General features: G+C 56.1%; 24 protein-coding genes. 6 read left to right on the top strand and 18 right to left on the bottom strand.

The genetic code is table 11. From position 1 onward, the window contains the following. The first annotated feature begins 181 nt into the window (after positions 1-181). From acs to actP, 3 genes are all read left to right on the top strand, one after another. Positions 182-2,140, top strand: a complete 1,959-nt coding sequence (gene acs, locus F153LOC_RS20475; protein ID WP_102105726.1) for an acetate--CoA ligase — start codon at positions 182-184, stop codon at positions 2,138-2,140. Positions 2,141-2,231: 91 nt separating this feature from the next. Beyond that, complete coding sequence (locus F153LOC_RS20480) at positions 2,232-2,546, top strand: DUF485 domain-containing protein (protein ID WP_100777983.1); 315 nt, start codon at positions 2,232-2,234, stop codon at positions 2,544-2,546. Continuing rightward, positions 2,543-4,192, top strand: coding sequence for a cation/acetate symporter ActP (gene actP, locus F153LOC_RS20485; RefSeq protein WP_100777984.1), 1,650 nt, complete (start codon positions 2,543-2,545; stop codon positions 4,190-4,192). Before F153LOC_RS20480 ends, actP begins: the two co-directional genes overlap by 4 nt. Before the next feature lie 36 nt (positions 4,193-4,228). Here actP and F153LOC_RS20490 read toward each other — a convergent pair whose 3' ends face one another. Beyond that, positions 4,229-4,918 (bottom strand): LrgB family protein, encoded by a 690-nt coding sequence (locus tag F153LOC_RS20490; protein ID WP_100777985.1) that lies wholly within the window; start codon positions 4,916-4,918, stop codon positions 4,229-4,231. Continuing rightward, on the bottom strand, positions 4,911-5,321 hold the full coding sequence (locus F153LOC_RS20495) for a CidA/LrgA family protein (protein WP_102105725.1): 411 nt from the start codon (positions 5,319-5,321) through the stop codon (positions 4,911-4,913). Before F153LOC_RS20495 ends, F153LOC_RS20490 begins: the two co-directional genes overlap by 8 nt. A gap of 102 nt (positions 5,322-5,423) precedes the next feature. On the opposite strand from F153LOC_RS20495, the gene F153LOC_RS20500 reads away from it, so the two are divergent. Further along, positions 5,424-6,311 carry a LysR family transcriptional regulator gene (locus tag F153LOC_RS20500; protein WP_100777987.1) on the top strand — a complete coding sequence of 296 codons (888 nt, stop codon included), beginning with the start codon at positions 5,424-5,426 and terminating at the stop codon, positions 6,309-6,311. A 69-nt stretch (positions 6,312-6,380) separates the two neighbouring features. On the opposite strand, the gene F153LOC_RS20505 is transcribed toward F153LOC_RS20500, so the two are convergent. The 4 genes from F153LOC_RS20505 to soxR form a co-directional block, all read right to left on the bottom strand. After that, on the bottom strand, positions 6,381-8,024 hold the full coding sequence (locus F153LOC_RS20505) for a Na+/H+ antiporter (RefSeq protein WP_100777988.1): 1,644 nt from the start codon (positions 8,022-8,024) through the stop codon (positions 6,381-6,383). A gap of 273 nt (positions 8,025-8,297) precedes the next feature. After that, positions 8,298-9,647, bottom strand: coding sequence for a guanine/hypoxanthine transporter GhxP (gene ghxP / locus F153LOC_RS20515; RefSeq protein ID WP_102105724.1), 1,350 nt, complete (start codon positions 9,645-9,647; stop codon positions 8,298-8,300). A gap of 304 nt (positions 9,648-9,951) precedes the next feature. After that, the gene (locus tag F153LOC_RS20520; RefSeq protein ID WP_102105723.1) at positions 9,952-10,620 is read right to left on the bottom strand and encodes a glutathione S-transferase family protein; all 669 of its coding nucleotides are present in this window, start codon (positions 10,618-10,620) and stop codon (positions 9,952-9,954) included. A gap of 367 nt (positions 10,621-10,987) precedes the next feature. Continuing rightward, positions 10,988-11,446: a redox-sensitive transcriptional activator SoxR gene (gene soxR, locus F153LOC_RS20530; protein WP_100777991.1), complete on the bottom strand. Its 459-nt coding sequence runs from the start codon at positions 11,444-11,446 to the stop codon at positions 10,988-10,990. A gap of 98 nt (positions 11,447-11,544) precedes the next feature. Here soxR and soxS point away from each other — a divergent pair, with 98 nt between their 5' ends. Then, positions 11,545-11,871 (top strand): superoxide response transcriptional regulator SoxS, encoded by a 327-nt coding sequence (gene soxS, locus F153LOC_RS20535; RefSeq protein WP_100777992.1) that lies wholly within the window; start codon positions 11,545-11,547, stop codon positions 11,869-11,871. Here the strand turns inward: soxS and F153LOC_RS20540 are convergent. Together F153LOC_RS20540 and F153LOC_RS20545 are read right to left on the bottom strand one after the other, a co-directional pair. Beyond that, a complete protein-coding gene (locus F153LOC_RS20540) occupies positions 11,868-13,454 on the bottom strand; it encodes an EAL domain-containing protein (protein WP_102105722.1) in 1,587 nt (528 codons plus the stop codon). The two genes, soxS and F153LOC_RS20540, sit on opposite strands and share 4 nt — an antisense overlap. A 338-nt stretch (positions 13,455-13,792) precedes the next feature. Then, entirely contained in the window at positions 13,793-15,190 is a 1,398-nt protein-coding gene (locus F153LOC_RS20545) for a sensor domain-containing diguanylate cyclase (protein ID WP_102105721.1), read from the bottom strand. Between the two features lie 496 nt (positions 15,191-15,686). Here F153LOC_RS20545 and F153LOC_RS20550 point away from each other — a divergent pair, with 496 nt between their 5' ends. Then, complete coding sequence (locus F153LOC_RS20550; protein WP_100777994.1) at positions 15,687-15,968, top strand: YjcB family protein; 282 nt, start codon at positions 15,687-15,689, stop codon at positions 15,966-15,968. A gap of 70 nt (positions 15,969-16,038) precedes the next feature. Here the strand turns inward: F153LOC_RS20550 and F153LOC_RS20555 are convergent, their stop codons facing one another. From F153LOC_RS20555 to fliS, 10 genes are read right to left on the bottom strand one after another with little or no spacing between them, the layout of a single operon-like run. Further along, complete coding sequence (locus tag F153LOC_RS20555; protein ID WP_102105720.1) at positions 16,039-16,578, bottom strand: hypothetical protein; 540 nt, start codon at positions 16,576-16,578, stop codon at positions 16,039-16,041. Further along, entirely contained in the window at positions 16,571-17,620 is a 1,050-nt protein-coding gene (parM, locus tag F153LOC_RS20560; protein ID WP_102105719.1) for a plasmid segregation protein ParM domain-containing protein, read from the bottom strand. The genes F153LOC_RS20555 and parM overlap by 8 nt, the downstream gene beginning before the upstream one ends. Before the next feature lie 37 nt (positions 17,621-17,657). Continuing rightward, complete coding sequence (locus F153LOC_RS20565) at positions 17,658-18,416, bottom strand: C40 family peptidase (RefSeq protein ID WP_102105718.1); 759 nt, start codon at positions 18,414-18,416, stop codon at positions 17,658-17,660. A gap of 11 nt (positions 18,417-18,427) precedes the next feature. Continuing rightward, positions 18,428-19,348, bottom strand: a complete 921-nt coding sequence (lafU, locus tag F153LOC_RS20570) for a putative lateral flagellar export/assembly protein LafU (protein ID WP_102105717.1) — start codon at positions 19,346-19,348, stop codon at positions 18,428-18,430. Further along, on the bottom strand, positions 19,348-20,211 hold the full coding sequence (gene motA / locus F153LOC_RS20575; protein ID WP_100777999.1) for a flagellar motor stator protein MotA: 864 nt from the start codon (positions 20,209-20,211) through the stop codon (positions 19,348-19,350). The genes lafU and motA overlap by 1 nt, the downstream gene beginning before the upstream one ends. Positions 20,212-20,218: 7 nt before the next feature. Further along, on the bottom strand, positions 20,219-20,911 hold the full coding sequence (locus tag F153LOC_RS20580; RefSeq protein ID WP_164971819.1) for a FliA/WhiG family RNA polymerase sigma factor: 693 nt from the start codon (positions 20,909-20,911) through the stop codon (positions 20,219-20,221). A gap of 22 nt (positions 20,912-20,933) precedes the next feature. Next, complete coding sequence (gene fliL, locus F153LOC_RS20585; protein WP_100778001.1) at positions 20,934-21,401, bottom strand: flagellar basal body-associated protein FliL; 468 nt, start codon at positions 21,399-21,401, stop codon at positions 20,934-20,936. Positions 21,402-21,404: 3 nt separating this feature from the next. Beyond that, positions 21,405-22,454 (bottom strand): flagellar hook-length control protein FliK, encoded by a 1,050-nt coding sequence (locus F153LOC_RS20590; RefSeq protein WP_233210376.1) that lies wholly within the window; start codon positions 22,452-22,454, stop codon positions 21,405-21,407. Next, positions 22,454-22,759, bottom strand: coding sequence for a hypothetical protein (locus tag F153LOC_RS20595; RefSeq protein ID WP_102105716.1), 306 nt, complete (start codon positions 22,757-22,759; stop codon positions 22,454-22,456). Before F153LOC_RS20595 ends, F153LOC_RS20590 begins: the two co-directional genes overlap by 1 nt. Then, complete coding sequence (gene fliS, locus F153LOC_RS20600; protein WP_100778003.1) at positions 22,752-23,147, bottom strand: flagellar export chaperone FliS; 396 nt, start codon at positions 23,145-23,147, stop codon at positions 22,752-22,754. Before fliS ends, F153LOC_RS20595 begins: the two co-directional genes overlap by 8 nt. Position 23,148 lies beyond the last annotated feature (1 nt).

A 23,148-nucleotide genomic window follows, 5' to 3' on the forward strand; every position in this document is an offset into this window, starting at 1 on the left:
TCAACTAATTGTGAATAATCGACAGTGTAAATTATTTTCCTTCAAAGTTTCATTTGCTGCTTTTTTCACCTGTTCATTTATTGCGTGATCTGTCGCCCAAATAACAAACAAAGCTACCAAAGCCCCTACAATTAACGTTTTTGCGACATATTATTAACATCCTAAAAGGAGAACAAAAGCCATGAGCGAAATTCACAAACATGACATTCCCGCAAATATTGCGGACCGTTGCCTGATAAATCCGGAGCAGTACCAGCAAAAGTATCAACAATCTCTCACCGACCCTGATGCCTTCTGGGGCGAGCAGGGCAAAATTCTTGACTGGATCACCCCCTACCAGAAGGTGAAGAACACCTCCTTCGCGCCAGGCAATATCTCGATTAAATGGTACGAAGACGGCACCCTGAACCTGGCCGCGAACTGCCTGGACCGCCATCTGGCCGAGCGCGGCGATCAGACCGCCATTATCTGGGAAGGCGACGACGCCTCGCAGAGCAAACACATCACCTATAAAGAACTTCACCGCGACGTCTGCCGCTTTGCCAACGTGCTGTTAGCGCAGGGCATCAAAAAAGGCGATGTGGTTGCCATCTATATGCCCATGGTGCCGGAAGCGGCCGTGGCGATGCTCGCCTGTGCGCGCATCGGTGCCGTGCATTCGGTGATTTTCGGCGGTTTCTCGCCGGAAGCCGTCGCCGGGCGCATCATTGATTCCAGTTCAAAACTGGTGATCACCGCCGACGAAGGCGTGCGCGCCGGTCGCGGCATTCCATTGAAGAAAAACGTCGACGAAGCGCTGAAAAACCCGAACGTCAAAACCATCAGCAACGTCATCGTCCTTAAGCGCACCGGCGGCAACGTCGAGTGGAAAGAGGGGCGTGACCTGTGGTGGAGCGACCTGATTGAAAAAGCCAGCGATCAGCATCAGCCCGAAGCGATGAACGCGGAAGATCCGCTGTTTATCCTCTATACCTCCGGCTCGACCGGCAAGCCGAAAGGTGTGCTGCACACCACCGGCGGCTATCTGGTTTACGCGGCCACGACCTTTAAATATGTCTTCGACTACCATCAGGGCGATGTTTACTGGTGTACCGCCGACGTGGGCTGGGTCACCGGCCACAGCTACCTGCTGTATGGCCCGCTGGCCTGCGGCGCGACTACGCTGATGTTCGAAGGCGTTCCGAACTGGCCGACACCTGCCCGTATGTGTCAGGTGGTTGATAAGCATAAGGTCAACATTCTCTACACCGCGCCGACGGCGATCCGCGCGCTGATGGCCGAAGGCGATAAAGCCATCGAAGGCACCGACCGCTTCTCCCTGCGCATTCTTGGCTCCGTCGGCGAGCCGATTAACCCGGAAGCCTGGGAGTGGTACTGGAAGAAGATCGGTAACGAAAAATGCCCGGTGATGGACACCTGGTGGCAGACCGAAACGGGCGGCTTCATGATCACTCCGCTGCCGGGCGCAATCCCGCTGAAAGCCGGTTCCGCGACTCGTCCGTTCTTCGGCGTGCAGCCAGCGCTGGTGGATAACGAAGGTAACCCGCTCGACGGCGCGACCGAAGGCAACCTGGTGATCACCGACTCCTGGCCGGGCCAGGCGCGTACCCTGTTTGGCGATCACGATCGCTTTGAGCAGACCTACTTCTCGACCTTTAAAAACATGTATTTCAGCGGCGACGGCGCACGCCGTGACGAAGACGGCTACTACTGGATCACCGGGCGCGTGGACGATGTCCTGAACGTCTCCGGCCACCGTCTGGGCACCGCTGAGATTGAGTCGGCGCTGGTTTCACATCCGAAAATCGCCGAAGCGGCGGTGGTTGGGATCCCACACAACATCAAAGGCCAGGCGATTTACGCCTACGTCACCTTGAACCATGGCGAAGAGCCGACGCCTGAGCTGTACACCGAAGTGCGTAACTGGGTGCGCAAAGAGATCGGCCCACTCGCCACGCCGGATGTGCTGCACTGGACCGACTCGCTGCCGAAAACCCGCTCCGGCAAGATCATGCGCCGCATTCTGCGCAAAATCGCTGCGGGCGACACCAGTAACCTCGGTGATACCTCAACGCTCGCCGATCCTGGCGTGGTGGACAAACTGCTCGAAGAGAAGCAGGCCATCGCAATGCCTTCGTAACTGAGTTCCCCTCAACCTAACCCTCTCCCAGACAGGGAGAGGGAATAATAAAAACGCCCTTCCCTACACCAATACTCTGGAGAGTTCTGTGATGAATACTGATATTTATCAGCAGATAGAAAATAGTGCGCATTTCAGGGAGCTCGTCGAAAAACGGCAACGGTTTGCCTTCATCCTTTCCATCATCATGCTGATTATCTACGTCGGCTTTATTCTGCTGATCGCCTTTGCCCCGCACTGGCTGGGCACGCCCCTGCACGCCGGAACCAGCGTCACGCGCGGGATCCCCATCGGCATCGGTGTGATTGTCATCTCCTTCGTGCTGACCGGCGTCTACGTCTGGCGCGCGAACGGTGAATTTGATCGTCTCAATAAAGCAGTACTGCGTGAGGTAAAAGCATCATGAAGCGAGTTCTGACGGCGCTAGCCGCCACACTGCCTTTTGCGGCGCATGCGGCCGATGCCCTGACCGGTGACGTCCAACGCCAGCCGACCAACTGGCAGGCGATTATCATGTTCCTGATTTTCGTGCTGCTGACCCTCTACATCACCTACTGGGCGTCAAAACGCGTGCGCTCGCGTAATGACTACTACACGGCGGGTGGCAACATTACCGGCTTCCAGAACGGACTGGCGATTGCGGGCGATTTTATGTCAGCCGCGTCGTTCCTCGGGATCTCCGCGCTGGTTTACACCTCCGGCTACGACGGTCTGATTTACTCTCTCGGCTTCCTCGTCGGCTGGCCGATTATTCTGTTCCTGATCGCTGAGCGTCTGCGTAACCTCGGGCGTTATACCTTTGCTGACGTGGCCTCGTATCGCCTGAAGCAAGGCCCGATCCGCACCCTCTCCGCCTGCGGTTCGCTGGTGGTGGTGGCGCTGTACCTGATTGCCCAGATGGTGGGCGCAGGTAAATTGATCGAACTGCTGTTTGGCCTGAACTACCATGTCGCCGTGGTGCTGGTTGGCGTGCTGATGGTGATGTACGTTCTGTTCGGCGGGATGCTCGCCACCACCTGGGTGCAGATCATCAAAGCCGTGCTGCTGCTGTTCGGCGCAAGTTTCATGGCCTTTATGGTGATGAAACACGTCGGCTTTAGCTTCAACAACCTGTTCACCGAAGCAATGGCGGTTCACCCGAAAGGGGAAGCGATCATGAGCCCAGGGGGGCTGGTGAAAGACCCGATATCCGCGCTGTCGCTCGGTCTCGGTCTGATGTTTGGTACGGCCGGTCTGCCGCACATCCTGATGCGCTTCTTTACCGTCAGCGACGCTCGCGAAGCGCGTAAAAGCGTCTTCTATGCCACCGGTTTTATGGGCTATTTCTACATCCTGACCTTTATCATCGGCTTTGGTGCGATCATGCTGGTTGGGGCGAATCCGGCGTTTAAAGATGCGGCGGGGCAGCTGATTGGCGGCAATAACATGGCGGCGGTACATCTGGCCGATGCCGTGGGCGGCAACCTGTTCCTCGGCTTTATCTCCGCCGTGGCGTTCGCTACGATTCTGGCGGTAGTTGCTGGCCTGACCCTGGCGGGCGCATCGGCGGTCTCTCATGACCTCTATGCGAACGTGTGGCGTAAAGGGGCAACGGAGCGTCAGGAGCTGAAAGTCTCTAAAATCACCGTGCTGATCCTGGGCGTGGTGGCGATTCTGCTGGGCATTCTGTTCGAGAAACAGAACATCGCCTTCATGGTCGGCCTGGCGTTCTCGATTGCCGCAAGCTGCAACTTCCCGATCATTCTGCTCTCCATGTACTGGTCAAAATTGACCACCCGTGGCGCGATGATTGGCGGCTGGCTGGGCCTGCTGACGGCGGTGATTCTGATGATCCTCGGCCCGACTATTTGGGTGCAGATCCTCGGTCACGAAAAAGCCATCTTCCCGTACGAATACCCGGCGCTGTTCTCCATTGCCGTGGCGTTTATCGGAATTTGGTTCTTCTCGGCCACCGATAATTCACCGGAAGGAAATCTGGAACGCGACAAATTCCGCGCCCAGTTTATTCGCTCACAAACGGGTCTTGGGATCGATCAGGGCCGCGCGCATTAAGTGCTAACTCTCCCCGGTCACGCGGCCGGGGAGTCTTCAGAACATCACCCACGCCACCAGCGGGGCAACCAGCACCATCACCACACCGGACAGCATCATCACCAGACTGGCGACCACGCCCTCCTGCTGACCCATCTCATAAGAACGCGCCGTCCCCGCACCGTGCGACGCCGCGCCAAATCCGGCGCCTTTTGCCATCCCTTCGCGGATCGACAGGCGTAAAAACAGCATATCGCCCACCGCCATCCCAAACACGCCGGTTACGACCACAAACAGCGCCACCAGATCCGGCTGGCCGCCGAGAGGTTTCGCCGCCGCAAGCGCAAAGGGTGTGGTGACGGAACGCACCGCCAGGCTGCGCTGGATCTCATCCGACAGCGTGAACAAGCGTGCCAGCCACACAGAGCTGGTCACTGCCACGACCGTTGCCGTCACAACTCCCGCCGTGAGGGACATCCAGTGGCGTCGGATCACCGCCAGATTGTCATAAACCGGCACGGCAAAGGCGATAGTCGCCGGGCCGAGCAGCCACAGCAGCCAGTGGGATTCACCGATGTAGTTTTGCCAGGAGATGTGGCCGAAGATCAGCATCAGCACCAGTAACAACGGGGTAAAGACCAGCGGCATCAGCGGCAGGGCGTGAAAGCGGCGATAGAGGCGTTTGTTGGCAAAATAGATCACCAGCGTGACCACCAGGCACAGCACGCTGATGTGAAAGTTAGTCATGCTTCTGCCTGCTTATCTCATAGTGATAGACTTTATCCACCACCCATCCCGTCGCGCCGAGCACCATCAGCGTGCTCAGGGCGATGACGGCAAAAATCCGCCAGCCGTCGACCATCAGCAGTTGCGCATAGTTCACTACCGCCACCACCGCCGGAACAAAGAACAGCAGCATTTCCGCCAGCAGCCAGCGAGAGCCCGCGCGGATCCAGTTCAGAGGGATGACGCGGCACAGAATGAGCGTCAGCATCAGTACCATTCCCACCAGATTGGCGGGCAGCGGCAGATGCAGCCAGGTAACGAGATATTCAGCGAAAACAAACAGCGCGGCATAAAGCAGTACCTGAACCGGTACCTGGAGCCGTTGCACAACAGCAGGCGTAATACGACCTAACGCCACGGCCATGGGGGAATTCCTCAGAAATGAGACAAGGCGCCAGTATAGTGACCACACGGAGTGGACAGAAATGAATTAAAATCATCAAAGGTATAGTTTCGAGGAATAATCATGGACATAAGAACGCTGCGCTATTTTGTCGAAGTGGTTCGCCAGCAGAGTTTTACCCGCGCAGCGGAGAAGTTATTTGTCACCCAGCCCACCATCAGCAAAATGCTGAAAAATCTCGAAGATGAACTGAACTGTACCCTGCTGATTCGCGATGGCCGCAAGCTGTTGCTGACAGACACCGGGCGCGTCGTGTTTGAGCGCGGTCTGGCGATTCTGGCCGAGTTCCGCCAGCTGGAAGCCGAGCTTGGCGATATTAACCACCTGAACAAGGGCCTGCTGCGCTTAGGCATTCCGCCGATGGTCGGCATGATGATGGCCGGACCGATCAGCCTCTATCGCCAGCGCTATCCCGGCGTCGAGCTGAAGATCTCCGAGTTCGGCGGGCTGACCGTCCAACAGGCGGTAATGAACGGCGAACTGGATCTGGCGATGACGGCCCTGCCCGTCGAAGAGGACAGCGGCCTGGCGACGCTTCCGCTGTTTAGCCACCCCCTGTGCGTGCTGGTCCCGCGCTCCGGCGATTGGCTGCAGATTGATACGGTAAAACCCGAGCTGCTGGCAGAGCATCCTCTGCTGATTTATAACGAGGATTTCGCCCTGAGCCGCCAGCTTATGCAGCTTTTCCATCAGCACGACGTCAAACCGCGCATCGCCGTGCGCAGCGGCCAGTGGGATTTTCTTGCCGCCATGGTGCAGGCGGGCGTCGGGATTGCGATTTTGCCGCAGCCGATTTGCGAGCGTCTGGATAAGAACACGCTGCGCTGGATACCGCTTGAGAGCGATCTGCACTGGCAGCTGGGGATGATTTGGCGCGAAGGGGTTTATTTGTCGCACAGCGCCCAGGCGTGGCTGACGTGCTGCGAGGGGTTTTGGGTCGCAGCGGAGTAAGTCCTGCGGCGGGTGTTCCCCCTCCCCCGAAAGGGAGAGGGAATGGATGCCGCCATCAGGCCGCGCGCCCTACTGTTCTATCAACAAGGCTTCCAGCAAATCCAGATCGTGCAGCAGTTTTTGCAGCGTCTCATTGCTGATCTGGCGCGTAGCACGCAGGTGGTAAAGTTCGGCTCGCTCTGAACGCAGCGCGGCCAGACGGAAGCGGCGCTCCAGATTCTCTTCCTGCATCGAACTTTCTACGTCGTTACGCCCATCGGCGCGGCGGCGCAGGTTACCAATCACCCGCGAGCTCACCTCTTTCAGCAGCTGATTATCTATGTTCTCTTCCGCATCGGACGCCAGACGCTCTTCCATCTTCTCAATCGCCACAATCGCCACTTCGGCGGTCGCCGCGCGCGCGATACGCTCCTCTTTATGCTGCTGGGAGTGGTCGGCCACCTCCAGGTGTTGCAGCAGAATCGGCAGCATCACCACGCCGATAAACAGCGAGAACAGGATCACGCCAGCCGCCAGGAACACCAGTTCGTAACGCGCCGGGAAGACGTTGCCATCCGGCAGCAGCAGGGGAATCGAGAGCACACCGGCGAGGGTAATCGCCCCGCGAACGCCCGCAAACGAGGCAATCAGCAGCTCGCGCGTGGTCCAAGAGCCAAACTCCATCGGCTTCTTGTGCAGAAAACGCAGGCTGAATTTTTTCATCGTCCACAGCCAGCCGAAACGCACCAGCATCAGCGCCAGGTAAATCAGCACGATATCGGTAAACAGCATCCAGGTTTCCACGTTCGGATCGGCTTCTGCCGCCACCAGCGAGGACTCCAGAATGCCCGGCAGCTGCAGGCCCAACAGCAGGAACACCATGCCGTTAAAGACAAACTCCAGCATCGCCCAGGTGCTGTTGGCGCGCAGACGCATCGCCAGCGGTGCGCGGCGCATCACACCCGCACGGGTGATGGTCATCCCCGCCGCGACGGCTGCCAGGATGCCCGATACGCCGATATGTTCGGCAATCAGGTAAGAGGCAAACGGCAGCAGGAACAGCAGGACGATCTGCGTGGCGGGTTCGTCACCGCCCCAGCGGCTGAGGAACCCGAGCGAGCGACCGTACAGCCAGCTCACCACAAAACCGGCCAGGATGCCGCCAATCGCCACCTTAAAGAATTCAACGGTCGCGCCACCGATAGTAAAAATCATGGTTCCCATCGCCACTGCGACGGCAAATTTCAGCGCCACCAGACCGGAAGCGTCGTTCATCAGCGCTTCGCCCTGCAGGATGCCCATGATTTTCTTCGGTATCCGGCCTTCGCCGACGATACCGGAAAGGGCCACGGCATCCGTTGGCGACAGGACGGCGGCGAGTGCAAAGGCCGGTATCAGCGGAATGCCCGGTACCATCCAGTAAATCAGGAACCCTATCCCGACAACCGTGACGACAACCAGCGCCAGCGCCAGACCAAATATCTCTCGCCCGTGTTCAAGAAATTCACGCGTCGGCGTTTTCCAGCCGTCGGCAAACAGCAGCGGCGGAATGAACAGCACGAGGAACAGCTCGGGGTCGAACTCAACGTGCAGGCCAAACGTCGGCCACGCCAGCAGCGCACCAATGGCGATTTGCATCAGCGGGAGGGGTAACTGGAAGGGTAGTACGCGGGTAACTACCCCGGAAAGTGAGACCACAAGGGTCATGATGAGTATTGTGAAGAAGATTTCCATGCGTTCCCTGTTTGCGTGTTTCTTATTGTGTATGCCCTAAATAAGTCGAGTTGAAAGAAGGTGGCAGTAAGTGCATCTCCATGAGCTTACTCAAGTAAGTGATGAGGGAGAATGACCGCAGCCAACGCACGTGCAACCAGACGTATGACAGGCATAAGCATGAAGCGTCGTGCTTCTATTCTACCGCTTCCAGAGTAACGCAAAAGACAACGAAATGGGTCTGAAAATGAAAACGGGCGGCCTAAGCCACCCGTTTTAAGGCGTCGGACGGGCTTAAATCGCCCAGCCGCCCGCATAGAATGCCACCAGCGCAATGGCAATCACCACGGTGCCGATGTTCAGCTTGCGCCACTCACCGGAGACCAGACGACCAATCACCAGCGAGGCGAAACCGATCATGATGCCGGTCACGATGTTACAGGTCAGTACGATAAACACGGCGGTAATCAGGCCGGACATCGCATCGACGAAATCCGCGAAATCAATTTTCGCCACGTTGCTCAGCATCAGCAGACCCACGTACATAAGCGCAGGCGCGGTCGCGTAGGCCGGAACCAGATAGGAGAGCGGAGAGAGGAACAGGATCAGCAGGAACAGCACGCCCACGGTGATCGCCGTCAGACCGGTTTTACCGCCTGCCGCCGTACCCGCTGCGGACTCGATGTACACCGCTGCCGGTGCCGCACCGACCAGGCCGGAGAAGACGCTGCTCAGGGAGTCGGTGGTCAGCGCTTTGCCGCCATCGATAATCTGCCCGTCTTTATCCAGCAGGTTCGCTTGCCCCGCGACAGCGCGGATGGTGCCAGTGGCATCAAACACCGCGGTCATCACCAGAGCCAGCACGCTTGGTAGAACAATTGGGTTCAGCGCACCGACGATATCCAGGCTGCCAATCAGGGAGTTACCCTGGTCGTCGCTCAGAGACGGCATGGCGAAAACGCCGGAGAAGTGAACGGTCGGATCGAAAATCAAACCGACAATCGAAACACCGATGATGGTCAGCAGAATACCGCCCGGCACCTTCAGTTTTTCCAGGCCGATAATCACCGCCAGACCAATCAGGGACATAATCACCGGGAAGCTGGCGAAATGGCCCATGGTCACTGGCAGGCCGTCCAGTGGGTTTTTGATCACCAGACCGACGCCGTTCGCCGCAATCAGCAGCAGGAACAGGCCGATACCGATACCGGTGCCGTGCGCCACGCCCTGCGGCAGGTTGCGCAAGATCCAGCTACGAATCCCGGTGGCGGAGATGATGGTGAACAACACACCCATCAGGAATACCGCACCCAGCGCGACCGGCACGCTGATGTGCTGACCCAGCACTAGGCTAAACGCGGTAAAGGCGGTCAGCGAGATCGCACAGCCAATCGCCAGCGGCAGGTTTGCCCACAGGCCCATGACGATGGAGCCGACGCCCGCAACCAGACAGGTGGCAACGAAAACGGCCGCCGGTGGGAAGCCCGCTTTACCCAGCATGCCAGGCACCACGATGACGGAGTAAACCATCGCCAGAAACGTCGTCAGACCTGCAACAACTTCCTGACGCACGGTGCTGCCGCGAGCAGAAATTTTAAACAAGGCGTCGAGTGAACCGCCGGTACGCGCTGATGGCGTAGACATAGAAAACATCCCCTGAGAAATTTTTATCATTCGCCTGTCAGCGTGGTGGACAACTCCACTGCCAGCGAAACGTCAAATCCTTGTGCTGCGTTTGCGACGAAAAGGGGCCGTCACAAAAAAAGCAAACGTTTAGCTCCGCGCTGACAAAACGGGTGGTGAATTGAAGGCAAACGATTATCTAGCGTAATCCACGCCCTTTTCAACTGAACTTTATCGTTTTTCGCTAAAATTCCCTTATGACGCTGAAGAAATAACCAGAGGATGCGCAAACGTTATCGTGAATGCGCAATTTGATAACAATCTGTCACCCGCCAGGGATCTCAAAAGGCCCGCCCTGCTGAATGGCGCGTTGCCAGGCAGGACGCATTTCCACTCTTTTTTTCCACGCCTGGGTGTGCGGAAGATTGTCGATCCCACCGCGTGTCAGCAGTGCGAAGATCGGATAAGTCATCTGGATATCGGCCATGCTCAGCTGCTCACCGGCAAACCAGGGGTGTTCGCTGAGATGAGATTCGATGTAGCGCGCGTGGGTTTCGAGCTGCGGATTGAGCCAGGCTTTTTGCACGCCCCCACCCAGCACTTTGCCAAGCGAGCGCATACCAAACGGAATCGGCGGCTTACCGAGGCTGGCAAACACCAGCTTCATCAGCAGGAGCGGCATCAGGGAACCTTCCGCATAGTGCAGCCAGAAGCGGTACTGATTTTTGTCCGCCGCGCCCTCGGGCTTGAGCTGCGACTGGGTATCATAGGTCTCCTGCAGATATTCCAGAATGGCACCGGACTCTGCGAGGATCAGGCCGTCATCCTCGATTACCGGCGATTTCCCCAGGGGATGCACTTTTTTGAGCGACGGGGGCGCCATCATCGTTTTTTCACGCTGATAGCGGACAATCTGATACGGCACAGATAGCTCTTCAAGCGCCCAGATGACGCGCTGGGAGCGGGACTGGTTCAGGTGGTGGAGCGTCAGCATGGTTTTTCTCCTATGATTCATACAAACTAACTATAGAAAATTGCACAACATGGCGAAAAAGTTTTGGCGAGATTCTGACCAAAGCCACTGGCGAACAACCGGGTTTTGCATACAATTAAAGTGTCAACACAAACCGGAACCTCCCCAACGTGCTCGACATGAGGGGTGTTGATGTCGGGGGAAACCCTCCCGTGTACCAACGGGATAGAGAGAAAGACAAAGACCGGGAATAAACTAAAGCGCCTTAGTCTGGCGCTTTAGTTTTTTCTGCGTTGGGTAGCTATGACATTTTAGTCCGCCCACAGGATTGTGCGTTTTTTGTTGGCCGGATATGCATTGCGCCATCCGGCATATAAACCCTGCGAATTCAATCTTCTTCCAGCAGCCGCGCGCCGGTCCCCTGCGCACCCAGCGTATCCCCCGGATTTCGCAGCGGGCAGTCGCTGCGCGACAGGCACCCGCAGCCGATACATCCGTCCAGTTCATCGCGCAACGCCACGAGCGTATGAATGCGCCGATCCAGCTCCTCACGCCACTGGGAGGATAGCTGCTTCCACTCTTTCGTACTCAGGGAGTGCCCCTCCGGCAGCACGCCAAACGCATCGCCGATGGTCGCCAGCGGAATGCCGATCCGTTGCGCAATTTTGATAATCGCCACGTAGCGCAACACATCGCGGGTGTAGCGGCGCTGATTGCCCCCGTTGCGGATACTTTTAATTAAGCCTTTGCTTTCATAGAAATGCAGCGCTGAGACCGCCACCCCGCTACGCTTTGCGACTTCCCCCGGCGTCAGCAGCGCCTTAATTCTGGGTAATCTCTTTTCCATAAAACCTCTTTACCTCAAGTTAACTTGAGGAATTATACTCCCCCGCAGAGAAAACGACGAATCAACAGAGAAAGTTGTATCTAAAGAGGGGCAACCTTATGTCGCATCAGCAAATTATTCAGACATTGATTGAATGGATTGATGAACATATCGACCAACCGTTAAATATTGACGCTGTCGCTAAAAAGTCGGGCTATTCGAAGTGGTATCTGCAGCGGATGTTCCGCACCGTTATGCATCAGACTCTGGGGGATTACATCCGTCAGCGTCGGTTACTGCTGGCCGCACAGGCTCTGCGCACGACCAAGCGTCCGATTTTTGATATTGCGATGGATTTGGGATATGTGTCGCAGCAGACATTCTCCAGGGTGTTTCGTCGCGAATTCGACCGCACGCCGAGCGACTACCGCCACCAGCTGAATTAACTCGTGCGCGGGATCAGCACGCCGACAGGCTGTTGCTGCCAGGTCATAAATTCCTGCGGCGGCATCGCCTTCGCAAAGTGCCAGCCCTGACAATACTGCACGCCGCGCTTGAGGAGCCAGGTCACCTGCTCCGCCGTTTCCACCCCTTCCGCAATGGTTTTCAGCCGCAGACTCTGGGCCATCTCAATGATGTGTTCCGCAATCAGGTGGCTGGTGCTATTGGTGGTCAGGGTATCGATAAACGACTTATCGATTTTCAGGATATCGACGTTGAGCGAATAGAGGTTATGCAGGTTCGAATACCCGGTGCCAAAATCATCGATCGCCACCTCATAACCCGCCTGGCGAAACGCCTGAATCACCGGCGTGGTTTTCGGCACATCAATAAATCCGCGCTCCGTTACCTCAATCTTAATTTGCTGCGCCCGCACGGAGTAATGCCGTGCTTTATCCGAGATCAGGGCAATCAGGCGCGACGAGTGGAAATCCGACGCCGACAGGTTAATCGAAATATAGAGGTGCGGATTGTTGCCGAGGAAATCTCCGAGATCGTTAAACACCTCTTCGACGACATAATCGGTAATGCGCTCAATCATCCCCTCTTTTTCCGCCAGCGGAATAAACTCTGCCGGGCTCATCACCGGGCCATTAAACCCCGGCCAGCGCAGCAGCGCTTCGGCGCCGACGCAGCGGTTATTTTTAATATCAATGATCGGCTGATAATGAACGCACAGCTGGCGCTTATTGAGCGCGCGGTGCAATAACCGTCCTGGCGAATTAAATTCACGGTGCGTGCGCGACCAGACCAGCAAAATAATAATGCTGCAAATCATCCCCAGCGGCAGGGTCAATGTGGCCTGGTGGTAAAGAATTTCATAAAAACGGGTATTGGATGTTGAGACGATCGCGGCAATAGGCCGCTTCGCTGAGCTGACGATGGTGTAAAAACGATCGTCTTTTTGAAATGGCGCGCTCACATTTCCGACGAGCGTGTGTAATAAAGAAATATTGGCCCGTGGACTGACGGAAAAGAAGGCATTGGTCACCGTATCAAATACGCCCCACGCCAGAGAGTGATCTGTCGACATCACTTCACTGTATGAGAGCGGATTGACCACGACGACATAATTCCCGCGCTGCATATAAGTCATTTTATAACCAGCAAAAAAGGGCGTATCGCGGAAATAATAGATAGAGACGTCAGGTTTTCGTTTGTAATTTGCGTCAGGTATCAGATACGGCTTATCGGGAGTCATTACCGTGGAGCAGAGAAACTGCTGGCCTTCGGCATAAATTAAATCGGACACATACAGACGGCCACGCACAACGTTCAACATATATTGCCGATGAGCGGGGGAACAAATCTCTCCCTGATATTTTTCGGCGGCGTCGCGGGCTAAATCAACCTGTTCAATTACCAGTTCAGTTTTATCTAAAGCGAGTTGCGCAAAGGAGCGTAGCTGACTGCTTGTTTCGGTGACGGCTCTTAGCTGGGCAAACCATAGCGCCAGCATCACCGGTAGCAAAACTACCATGATGATCCCGACTACCCTCAGCACCTTGCGCCGTGCGCTACGATTCATTTCCGCCCTATATCCCTGCAATATGTGTGCCTGTAGTAATGAAGGCCGGATGCTTTGATAAACAGGTGATTACGTTGCATGAATCATGCGAAGTTAGCAACTGACTTTTATCATCAGAAACCCAATATTTGGTTATGACGATATTATTTGTCCGTAAGCCAAACTTAAAGAATGCGTGCCGTTTTTATTAAGGAAAATAAATATCAAGACTTAACGGTGAGTTTTAAGATAACACAACAGAGGATCATTGATTAAGCCAAACTCACGACAGCATGAAAAAAGCTCAGCGTGATCATCAATTTTCAGACTTACTGGATACGGCTTACCCCGATATTGATTTATAAATAATCAATGGCAATCACCGTTTTCCCTCTGCCGCTTCGTTTTGCATCATATAAAGCTTTGTCGGCGCGGGTAAGCAGCGACGAGGTATCGCGCTGTCCACGTCCGACCTCCACCACTCCGGCGCTAAAGGTGAGGAGCAGAGATTTATCGCCCACCCACATCGGCCGCTCCAGCAGCGCTGCACGCAGCTTTGTCGAGAGGGCTATAGCCGCTTCACAGTCCGCCTCTGAGAGTAGAAGTAAAAACTCTTCTCCGCCAACCCGCCCCAGTGCGGAATGTGCAGGGCTTAACTCGCGCAGGCGATCGCAGAAGTGGATCAACGCGGCATCACCCACCTGATGGCCCCACTCGTCGTTGATCTGCTTGAAATAATCCAGGTCAAACATCAGCACGCAGAAAGGGCTGTCGCGCGTTTGATTGTGTTCAAGAGCGCTCTGCAGCGCCTGTAAAATCGCCGAACGATTCAAGCAGCCGGTCAGGTCGTCGGTGGTGGCTTTCAGCGCCAGCTGCTGCTCGGCTTTTTTACGCTCGGTGATATCCAGACCAATATTCAGAATAGAGCCGTCCGGCAGCAGAATGTTCGACCACAGAATGGTGAGTTCTTCCCCGTCTTTACGGATCGGATGCCACTCGTACATATCTTTCAGAGGCGACACATGGACCGATTCGCGGACCCGCTGCCGCACTTCCGGATCGGGATAAAAGAGCGCCAGCGGATCGGGATACATATTGATCTCCGCCATCGTCCAGCCAAATATCTTTTCACACTCCATATTCCACAGTACGCAGCGATTACGCCGATCAAAAGAGTTCATTAATACCGGCGCGCGTTCAAATAACGTTTTATATTGCGTCACCACCAGCTGCATCTCTTTTGCCGTTCGCTCGCGGGAAATCATATCGGCAAAATAATCTTTTAATTTCTCGACCAGCACGACCACCACATTTTTCAGCGTCGGTAATGCACACAATCGTTGCGAAAAACCCAGGAAGAAATAGCCGTTGCAGCTGCCATCCCGGGAAGAGAGTTTACATAACACGCCGCTTTGTAATTGCACATAACCAGGATGCTGGGCGTTAAAAAGCGAGCGGCCAATATTTTCTTTCCAGTAAATCGCGCGCCACGAGCGGTGATGACGCTTCATCAGAGTGCTGGCAAGAAAATCGGTTACTTCAAAAGAGTGGCAGGTGACATCACCCGCGCAAACCACGCGCGGCAAGCCGCTATCATCATCCACACTCACCCACGCCAGCGCCGAACCCAGCGAGCGGTTGATCGTTTCCAGCATCTCAGTCAGCGAACACTGGGACGTTAACAGCGGCATCAATTTTGCTAAAGCATGCAAAGCCTGCATGCTGTCGTTAACAATTTCGCGGCATGTCTCTTTCATCATGTTTATTCGCAGGTCGTTGAAACATAGAAAACAGGCGCAACGAATAACTCAGGATTCGAATAATCTCATTGAGAGCTTTTATTCCAGGCAACGCATAAATATGTGAAAAATTGCATGTGTGTGTGAATAATAAGTGACACCAGAGAATAAAAAGCAATGAATTCAGTAACCTGAATTATTAATTGTGTATATTTTATTGTCCGTTCAAGCATAAGCCATAGGTCTAATACTGTAAATATTGTACAGACCCCTCCTGGCTGTAGAGACTTTTGTATCTCAATGAATTCGTTATAAAGACGTGCATGAAATCACGATTAGTCTGCAAAGATATATTTTGCGTACCCCTTCTTTTACTGAGAAGGGTTAAAAAGCGCACATTTTTGCCGCAACGAGACTGGCGAATAAAAGAACAAATGTGATATAGTTCACACATATTCTGTAACGCGAAACACTGTTTCATTGTTGTTCACACGCTTTTCGAGGATTTGGTTTTATGGCGACCATTACCACCAGCATGGTTTTACTGCGCTGGCCGTTGTTGAGTGCGGTTTTGATGTTTTTAGCCAGCACGCTGAACATTCAATTTCGTAAATCTGACCTTGCGGGGCTGGCGGTGATTAGCACCTTACTGGGCGTAGGCGCTGCATGCTGGTTCGCGACGGGATTACTGGGTATCACCATGGTGGACGTGGCGACGATCTGGGGCAACATGAAAGAGGTGATGATCGAAGCGATGAGCCATACCCCGCCTGACTGGCCGATGGTCATTACCTGATCGCTGTGTTTAGTTCTCACATCCCGGCCCTCTCACACAGAGAGAGGGTCAGGATAGCAGGCACCAGCCGCTAGAAAATGCCCTTCTGCCGCACCTTCTTCATCTTCTCCGTCGGCGCATCCACCTGACTCAAATCCAGTTCTTCTTTGCCACTCGCCGCGCGCTCAGGTTCCGACGCCGTTTTCCCGGCCATTCTTAACTGCTGTAACGCCAGCTTCTGCTGCTCCAGCAGCGGCTTCAGGGCTGCAACTTCGTCACGAATCATCTGCAACTGCGCCAGCTGCTCTGCGGAAGTATCCACCGCTTTTTCCGGCACAGACTCCTGCGGCGTCAATTCCTCCAGCAGCTGCGCGAGCGTTAGCGTTTCGCGCCCCAGCGATTCCGCCACATGGTGGCACAGGGACGGGTCCATCAGGTGCAGCTGCAGGCCCGCCAGGTAGACGTCACGGTGGAACGCGCGGATCTCCATATTCGTGTCGTCAATGCTGGCAGACTTGTCCATGGACTGATGCCACTTTTGCAGCTGCTGCATCGCGCGCAGATCCGCGCGCGACTGGTCTGGCGTCAGGTGCAGGGACAGATTGACGCGGCGAATCTGTCCCTTACGCATCGTCACCCACCTCGGCCATTAACGGCTCCTCGACCGTCTGCGCACCGGCGTCAGAGTGATACAGGCAGATTTCGCGCGACAGCGCGCTCTGCGGGTTTTCAATACTCACCACGCGATCGCCGAGGGTCGCGTAAACGTCGCGAATCGCCCCTTCGATCAGGTGCGCACCGCCGCCGACCAGGTAAACGCGGTTCGGGTTTTTGGCGAATTTTTTCGCTTCGTAAGCGACCTGATCGCCCAGCTCCTGAATTTTAATCTCAATCTTTTCGAGAATGTCATCGATGCGCGATTCGTCGTTAATCACGCTTTTTACAAAGTTAAGATCGTGGCGGCGCTTGATCAGCTCATTCGCCACCAGATAGCTGGAGTCGCTGTCGGCAGCGGCCAGCAGTTTGCGCGTCGCGTCCGTCACCATCGCCACGCCGATTTCGTTGTTGCCGTAGATGGCCGACACATCGTCGAATTCGCCAATCACCACGCCCATATCCAGGGTGGTGCCGCCGCAGTCGATCACCAGCGATTTGGTAAATTCATTAACGTTCGAGTTGAGCAGGTGAGACAGCGCCGCAGGCAGGCTCTCCGGCATCACCTGCACATCCACAATGCGGAACAGCTCGCCTTTGTTCAGGGAGATATCGCGCATCAGATTCTGGCGCTTCGCTTCGATGCGCTCTTCGTTACGCTGACAGTCGTCCGGCTTGTAGAACTGGGTGATCGGTAAGGTCACAATCACCTCTACGTCGCACGGCGTTACCCCGGTCTGTAGCAGGGCGTGATGCACCGCCAGCAGGTTTAAATCGTCGTACTGATAGTCGATATGGGTGGTGGAGAGCGCCTTATCGGACGTGGCATCGTAGGTGTATTTGGTGGTGCCGATGGTGTAGTTGTGCACCGCCTGGCCGCGCAGCAGCGCCGCGCTCTTCCAGTCTTTGCGGAAGGAGTTTGGCGAGACCACGGTCTTCAGGGTGCCGTTTTCAATCCAGCTGATTTTGACGTTAGTGGAACCGTCGTCGATGGCGAATTTTTTGCAAGTCTGGGTCATGGAAAATGTCTCAATCGTTCTGAAAAAGGGGGCCGCGTCAGAGCACAGCCTCGTCAGTTAAAATGCGGCGGGCACCGAGATAGTGGTCCTGCCAGAAGTTATCGGAAAGCTGGCTGATGCGAATATTCAGGCCGGTGCGCGGGGCTTCGATAAATTTGCCGTCCCCGAGATAGACGCCGACGTGATCCGCGCCGGGGCGCTGGTTGATGTTGAAGAACACCAGATCGCCGCGTCGCAATTTGTCCTGTTTTATCTGTCTCAGCGTGCGGTCCTGATACATACCGTTGGCGGTGCGCGGCAGATTGCGGCTCAGCACCGGCGTGAATGCGTAGAACACCAGGCCGCTGCAATCAAAGCCCTGCTCCGGCGTCTGGCCGCCCCAGACGTAGGGTTTGCCAATCTGCTCTTGCAGCAAATGAATCACTTTTTTCAGCGACGCCTGCAGGCGCGGGCTCATCTTCTCGCCGGGGAGCGGCTCCCAGATCATGTCCGTCGAGAGCTTTCCAGGCTGCCAGCGTTTATGCATCGCCAGCTGTTCGCGGTTTTGTACCCGCTCAAGGCGTTTTGCCTCGCTCAGCTTGCGCTTTTGCTCCGGCGTCACCGGCACCACGGCGATGCGGGTGCGGGCTTTTTTCAGCAGCGCCGCGCGATTGCGCATCCGCGCGTTGGCGGCGGCCTCTTCTTCGGAGACCGTCTCACGCCGCGGCGCGGCGTCGGCATGAAAAGTCCCGGCCACCATCAGCGCGGCAGCCAGCGCCATACAGCGCAGGATCGGGAAAGGGATAAAGGTCAACATCACTCAATCGTCTATTGTTTCTGCGAGAGTTTATCAATGATCGGCTTGATCACTTTCTCGCCGTGCTGACCAAAGAACTGGTATAGCGACTCGCTCGCCGAGTGGGTCAGCACCATGATTTCAATGCGGCGGTTCGAGGAACTGAGCGGATTTTCCGGGTCGAGCAGCATCTGATCGGCCATTCCACTCACCTGCAAAATTTTCCCTGGCGCTAACCCGGCTCTGGTCAGGACTTTACGCGCCTGCATGGCTCGCTCGCCGGACAGGTTCCAGTTGTTGTAGAGATCCTGGTCGCGGAAACGGGTAGCGTCCGTGTGGCCGGTGATAATGATTTTGTTGTCGATCTTGTTGAGCGCCGGGGAGAACTCCGTCAGCAGACGAGTAAAGAACGGCGTCAGGATCGCGCTGCTGCGCTGGAACATCTCGCGCTTCTGATCGTCGGTGATCAGGATCCGCAGCCCCTGCGGGACGATCTCCATTTTCAGGTTCGACTGGGCATCGTAGGCCGAGGTGATCTTCATGATGATCCGCGCCAGATCTTCGATCTCCCTTTGGGAACGCTTATTCACGTCCTCCAGGCTTTCGCCTTTCAGCCCCGCCTGAATAGTCATCGGTTTTTCTGCGGATGATTTTTTCGCTTCGCGATCGCGTTTTTCCGTGACCGCAATTTTACCGCCGCTGCCGTGCGGCTGGGTGATTGGCGTCAGGGAGTTGCCTTCAAAAATCGACTCGCCGTTGAGCTGAGAGACGATCTCTTTGCGCTCCTCTTCCGTCACCGAGCCCATGATCCACAGCACCATAAACAGCGCCATCATCGCGAGGGTAAAGTCGGCGAAGGCCACCTTCCACGCCCCGCCATGAAAGGTGTCGTGGCTTTTGCGCGAGGAGCGTTTGATGATGGTGGTATGTTCTTTTCCGCGTGTGCCGCGCATCAGGATTCACCCGTCATCTGGTTCACCCAGCCGTCGAGCGTGGCGAAGGTCGGTTTCGAATCGAGCGGCAGCATTTTACGTCCGGCATCCACCGCCAGCAGCGTGGGCTTGCCCGCCACGTGATTCACCAGCACGGTACGCACGCACTCGATCACCGCGAGCTGTTTTTTGGTGTTCTGCTCCATGGCGTTCGCCACCGGGTCCATCAGGCAGTAGCAGAAGAAGACGCCGAGGAAGGTCCCGACCAGCGCCGCCGCCACTTTCACGCCGATCACCGCAATGGAGCCGTCGATGGATTGCATGGTGATGATGATCCCCAGTACCGCCGCACAGATACCGAAGCCCGGCATCGCTTCTGCGGTACGTTGCAGCGAGCGGGACGGTTGCAGCAGGTTCTCTTCCATCGCCACCAGCTCCTGCTCCAGAATCCCTTCCAGCTCGTGCTCGTTGATCTTGCCCATCGCCATCAGGCGGAAGTTGTCAGAGATAAAGGTGATCAGCGCTTTGTTCTGCAGGATCAGCGGATATTTCTGGAACAGCGGGCTGCTTTCCGGCACTTCGATGTGTGCATCCAGCACCTTCAGACCACCGTCCTGCACCAGCTCCAGCAGTTCAAACAGCAGCATCAGCAGCTGGCGTTGATACTCATCCGTGTACTCGTTTTTGCGCATAATGCCGCGAAACTGACGATACATCTCTGCCAGAACCGGACGCGGATTCGCGAGCACCATCGCCCCCAGACCGGCCCCTAAAATGATGATGATTTCGCCGGGCTGCCAGAACGAGGCGAGACGGCCGCCGGACATCAGAAACCCGCCGACAACGCAGGCAAAAATAATGAAAATACCGAGAAACTTTTGCATATACCTTTCACTTCTGGAAAAAACACTGGATCTTTTGAGCGATCTTTTTATTAAGCTGGCAGACGCGCGCCTCGGTCAGATCGAGAACCAGCGCGATTTCTTTCAGACTCATTTCCTGCTGGTAATAGAGCGTCAGAATCAGTTGTTCACGCTCATCAAGGCTCGCCAGCGCAGCCTTTAACGTGCCGCTGGTGACCATTTCGTCCTCCAGCGAGCGGGTGTTGAGGGTGCCGTGCAGCGCATCCTCACCTAATAATTCATCGAGACTTTCCAGCGTCCTGGCGCAATCCAGCAGTAAATACTCGTGGTATTCGTCAGCGGTGATGGAGAGATGCTCGCTGAGATCCTCAAACGTCGGCGTGCGCCCCAGCTTGCGCGTGATGTCGCGGATCGCATCGTTGATTTTGTGGCTCTTCTGTCGAAGCCGACGCGGACGCCAGTCCAGCTCGCGCAGCTCATCCAGCACCGCGCCACGCACGCGCGCAGCCGCATAAGCGCCAAACTGCTCATCGGGGTGGCCGTAGCGGCGCAGGGAGGTCAGCAGACCCATCAGGGCGATCTGCTCCATGTCCTCTTTGTCCATTACGCTGCTGGTTTGCCAGGAGAGCTGCTTCACCACCCGGTGCACAAGCGGTAAGTACGCGTTGATGTACTTCGCTTCGTCAGCCGGGGTCAGCGCGTCATCCGCAATAAAATCCATCATGTCAGTCGACTACCGTTTCTTACTGGAAAACCATTTTGCTGATGATGACGTCTTTAAACGGCATACGCGTATTGAGGCTCTCAAAGCGTGCCGTGTACGCATTCATCAGCTTATCGCGCAGGGCTTCCACGCTCATTTCACGCACCGCGTCGTAGTCCATCGCTGAGAGGGCATTGACCGTCGCGCCGCGAATGGCCGGAGACATCTCCTCCGCGCGGCTGGTGTCGGCGGCGGAATCAGTGGTCAGGGCCAGCTCCAGCAGCAGATAGCGCTCGGAATCGCCGGGGCTTTTTAATGTCACGACCACGTTTTTGATTTCGACAAACTCCACCACGCTCTCTTTCGACGAGCTGAAGAAATCAGAAATGATGGAGCGTTTATGCTCGTCCTGGCTGAGCAAATGCGTGCCCATGACGGTCAGTACGGCGGCAAAAGTGGCTGCTATCAGGGCAATCACCAGCCCTAAAGAAAAAGTCTTCAAAGTCATAAGTTAAACCGTAAGTAATACTGAATCGTCTGTACCGTCAGTGGAGTGTGCGTCCTCTGCGGCTATCTCTGCCCCTGCTTCAGGCCTGTCTGCCTGGGATGGCAGTTGCTGTCCGCGTCCTTGCTGCTGTCCGGACTGGGTAGATACCTGCACGTTCACCTGGACAACGTTTTGCTCTGTCAGGCTCTGGCGCAGTTCATTGCTGATCTGCTGGAGCGCGCGCACCGTCTCGCTGTTGCTGGCGCTGATGTGTACCTGCATCCGACCATTTTCGATCTGCAGCGAGATATCCACTTTGCCCATCTCTGGGGGATCGAGACGGATGGTGGCGTGCTGCACCTGGTTTTTGACCTGAATCTGCAGCCGATCGTTAAGCGCGCTGTGCAACTGCTGCGCCCATTTGGTTTCGTCTGCGTCCAGTTTGACCGGCGGCAAATGCACGGTTTGCTTCTCCATCGCCGTCGAGAATGTCTGCCCGCTGGCGACCGGCTGCCCTGCGGCAGGCAGCACGTCAGCCAGGGTTTTCACCACCTCGGCGGCGAGCGGTTTGGTATGCTCGACTGCCTGCGCCTGCGTCACAGGTAATGGTGCGGGCACAGGCGTCGGTTGTGACGAGTGGGCCTGCGGCATAAGCCCCGCCGACAGCGTCTGCATTTTTAGCGCTTCGCCACTTTGCGGTGCGGCCGGGGCGGCATTCAGCGTTTTGACCGGCATCTGGCTTGCCATCAGCAAGGTGTCCAGCAGCGCCTGCGGCGGCGTTAGCGTATCCGGCGCCGGTTGTGCGCTGTCGGCGGTGTCCGTCGTCGCGTCGTCGTCTTCGTCATCCGTCTTAAGCCCCGCCAGCACCATGGTGGTGTCGCGCGTTTTCTCACCGCCCAACAGGTTATTGATGATATTGAGCAGCGCGTCGTTGAACTCCGCAGGCGCGGGCTCGCCGACAGGCGCACCCGGCAGCGTCGCCGATGCTGTGTCCGTCGCGGGCAGCGCCGGGGCAATGGCTCCCGGCTCCGGGGTGGCAGGCGTTAACGTCAGTGGCGTGAGCAGCAGATTCATCAGCCTTTCTCTCCCACATCGGCAAACTGCGCGTAGGCGCTTGCGCCTTCACGGTTGCGACGCGCGCGGGCCATCTGCTGCGCCAGCTCATCGCTTTGCTGCTGGCTGTACTGGCTCACCTGCTGATGCACCGTGCGCAGTGCCGTCAGCGCCTCACGTTTTTCCGCCGTCAGCGTCTGCCCTTGCAGGGAGATCAACAGCCCGGCGATCTGCGCGTCGACCTCCTGCATTTTCGGCCAGTCGTGCTGACTGGCCGCCTGCTCCAGGGAACGCGCCAGAAAACGCATAACCTGTAGATCATCCATTCTGCTGCCCCATTTTTTCCCAGCCGTCCTGCAGGTTGCGGAGGATCACTTCCACCTCTTCAACGTGCTCAACGGAGAGCTTATGGCTGGCGTCATACAGACGATAAACGCAGTAGTCATAGAGGTTCGCCAGGCTCAGCGCCAGCTCGCCCCCTTTGTCGAAATCCAGCGAGCTGGTCAGGGCATTAAGGATGTCGATGCATTTGTTAATGCTCTGGACCTTACGGTCATAGCGACGCGCCGCGATGTGGCTTTTTGCCCGCACCAGTTCATCCATCAGGCCGTTAAACAGCATCAAAACCAGTTGATGCGGATTCGCTGCCGCCGCCTGAATTGCTAAGTCGGACTGCTGGTAATGGCCGAAGCCCTGCTGTTCGTTCCCGTACATA

The organism is Lelliottia sp. F153 (genome assembly GCF_002870005.1).
Taxonomy (GTDB): Bacteria; Pseudomonadota; Gammaproteobacteria; order Enterobacterales; family Enterobacteriaceae; genus Enterobacter; species Enterobacter nimipressuralis.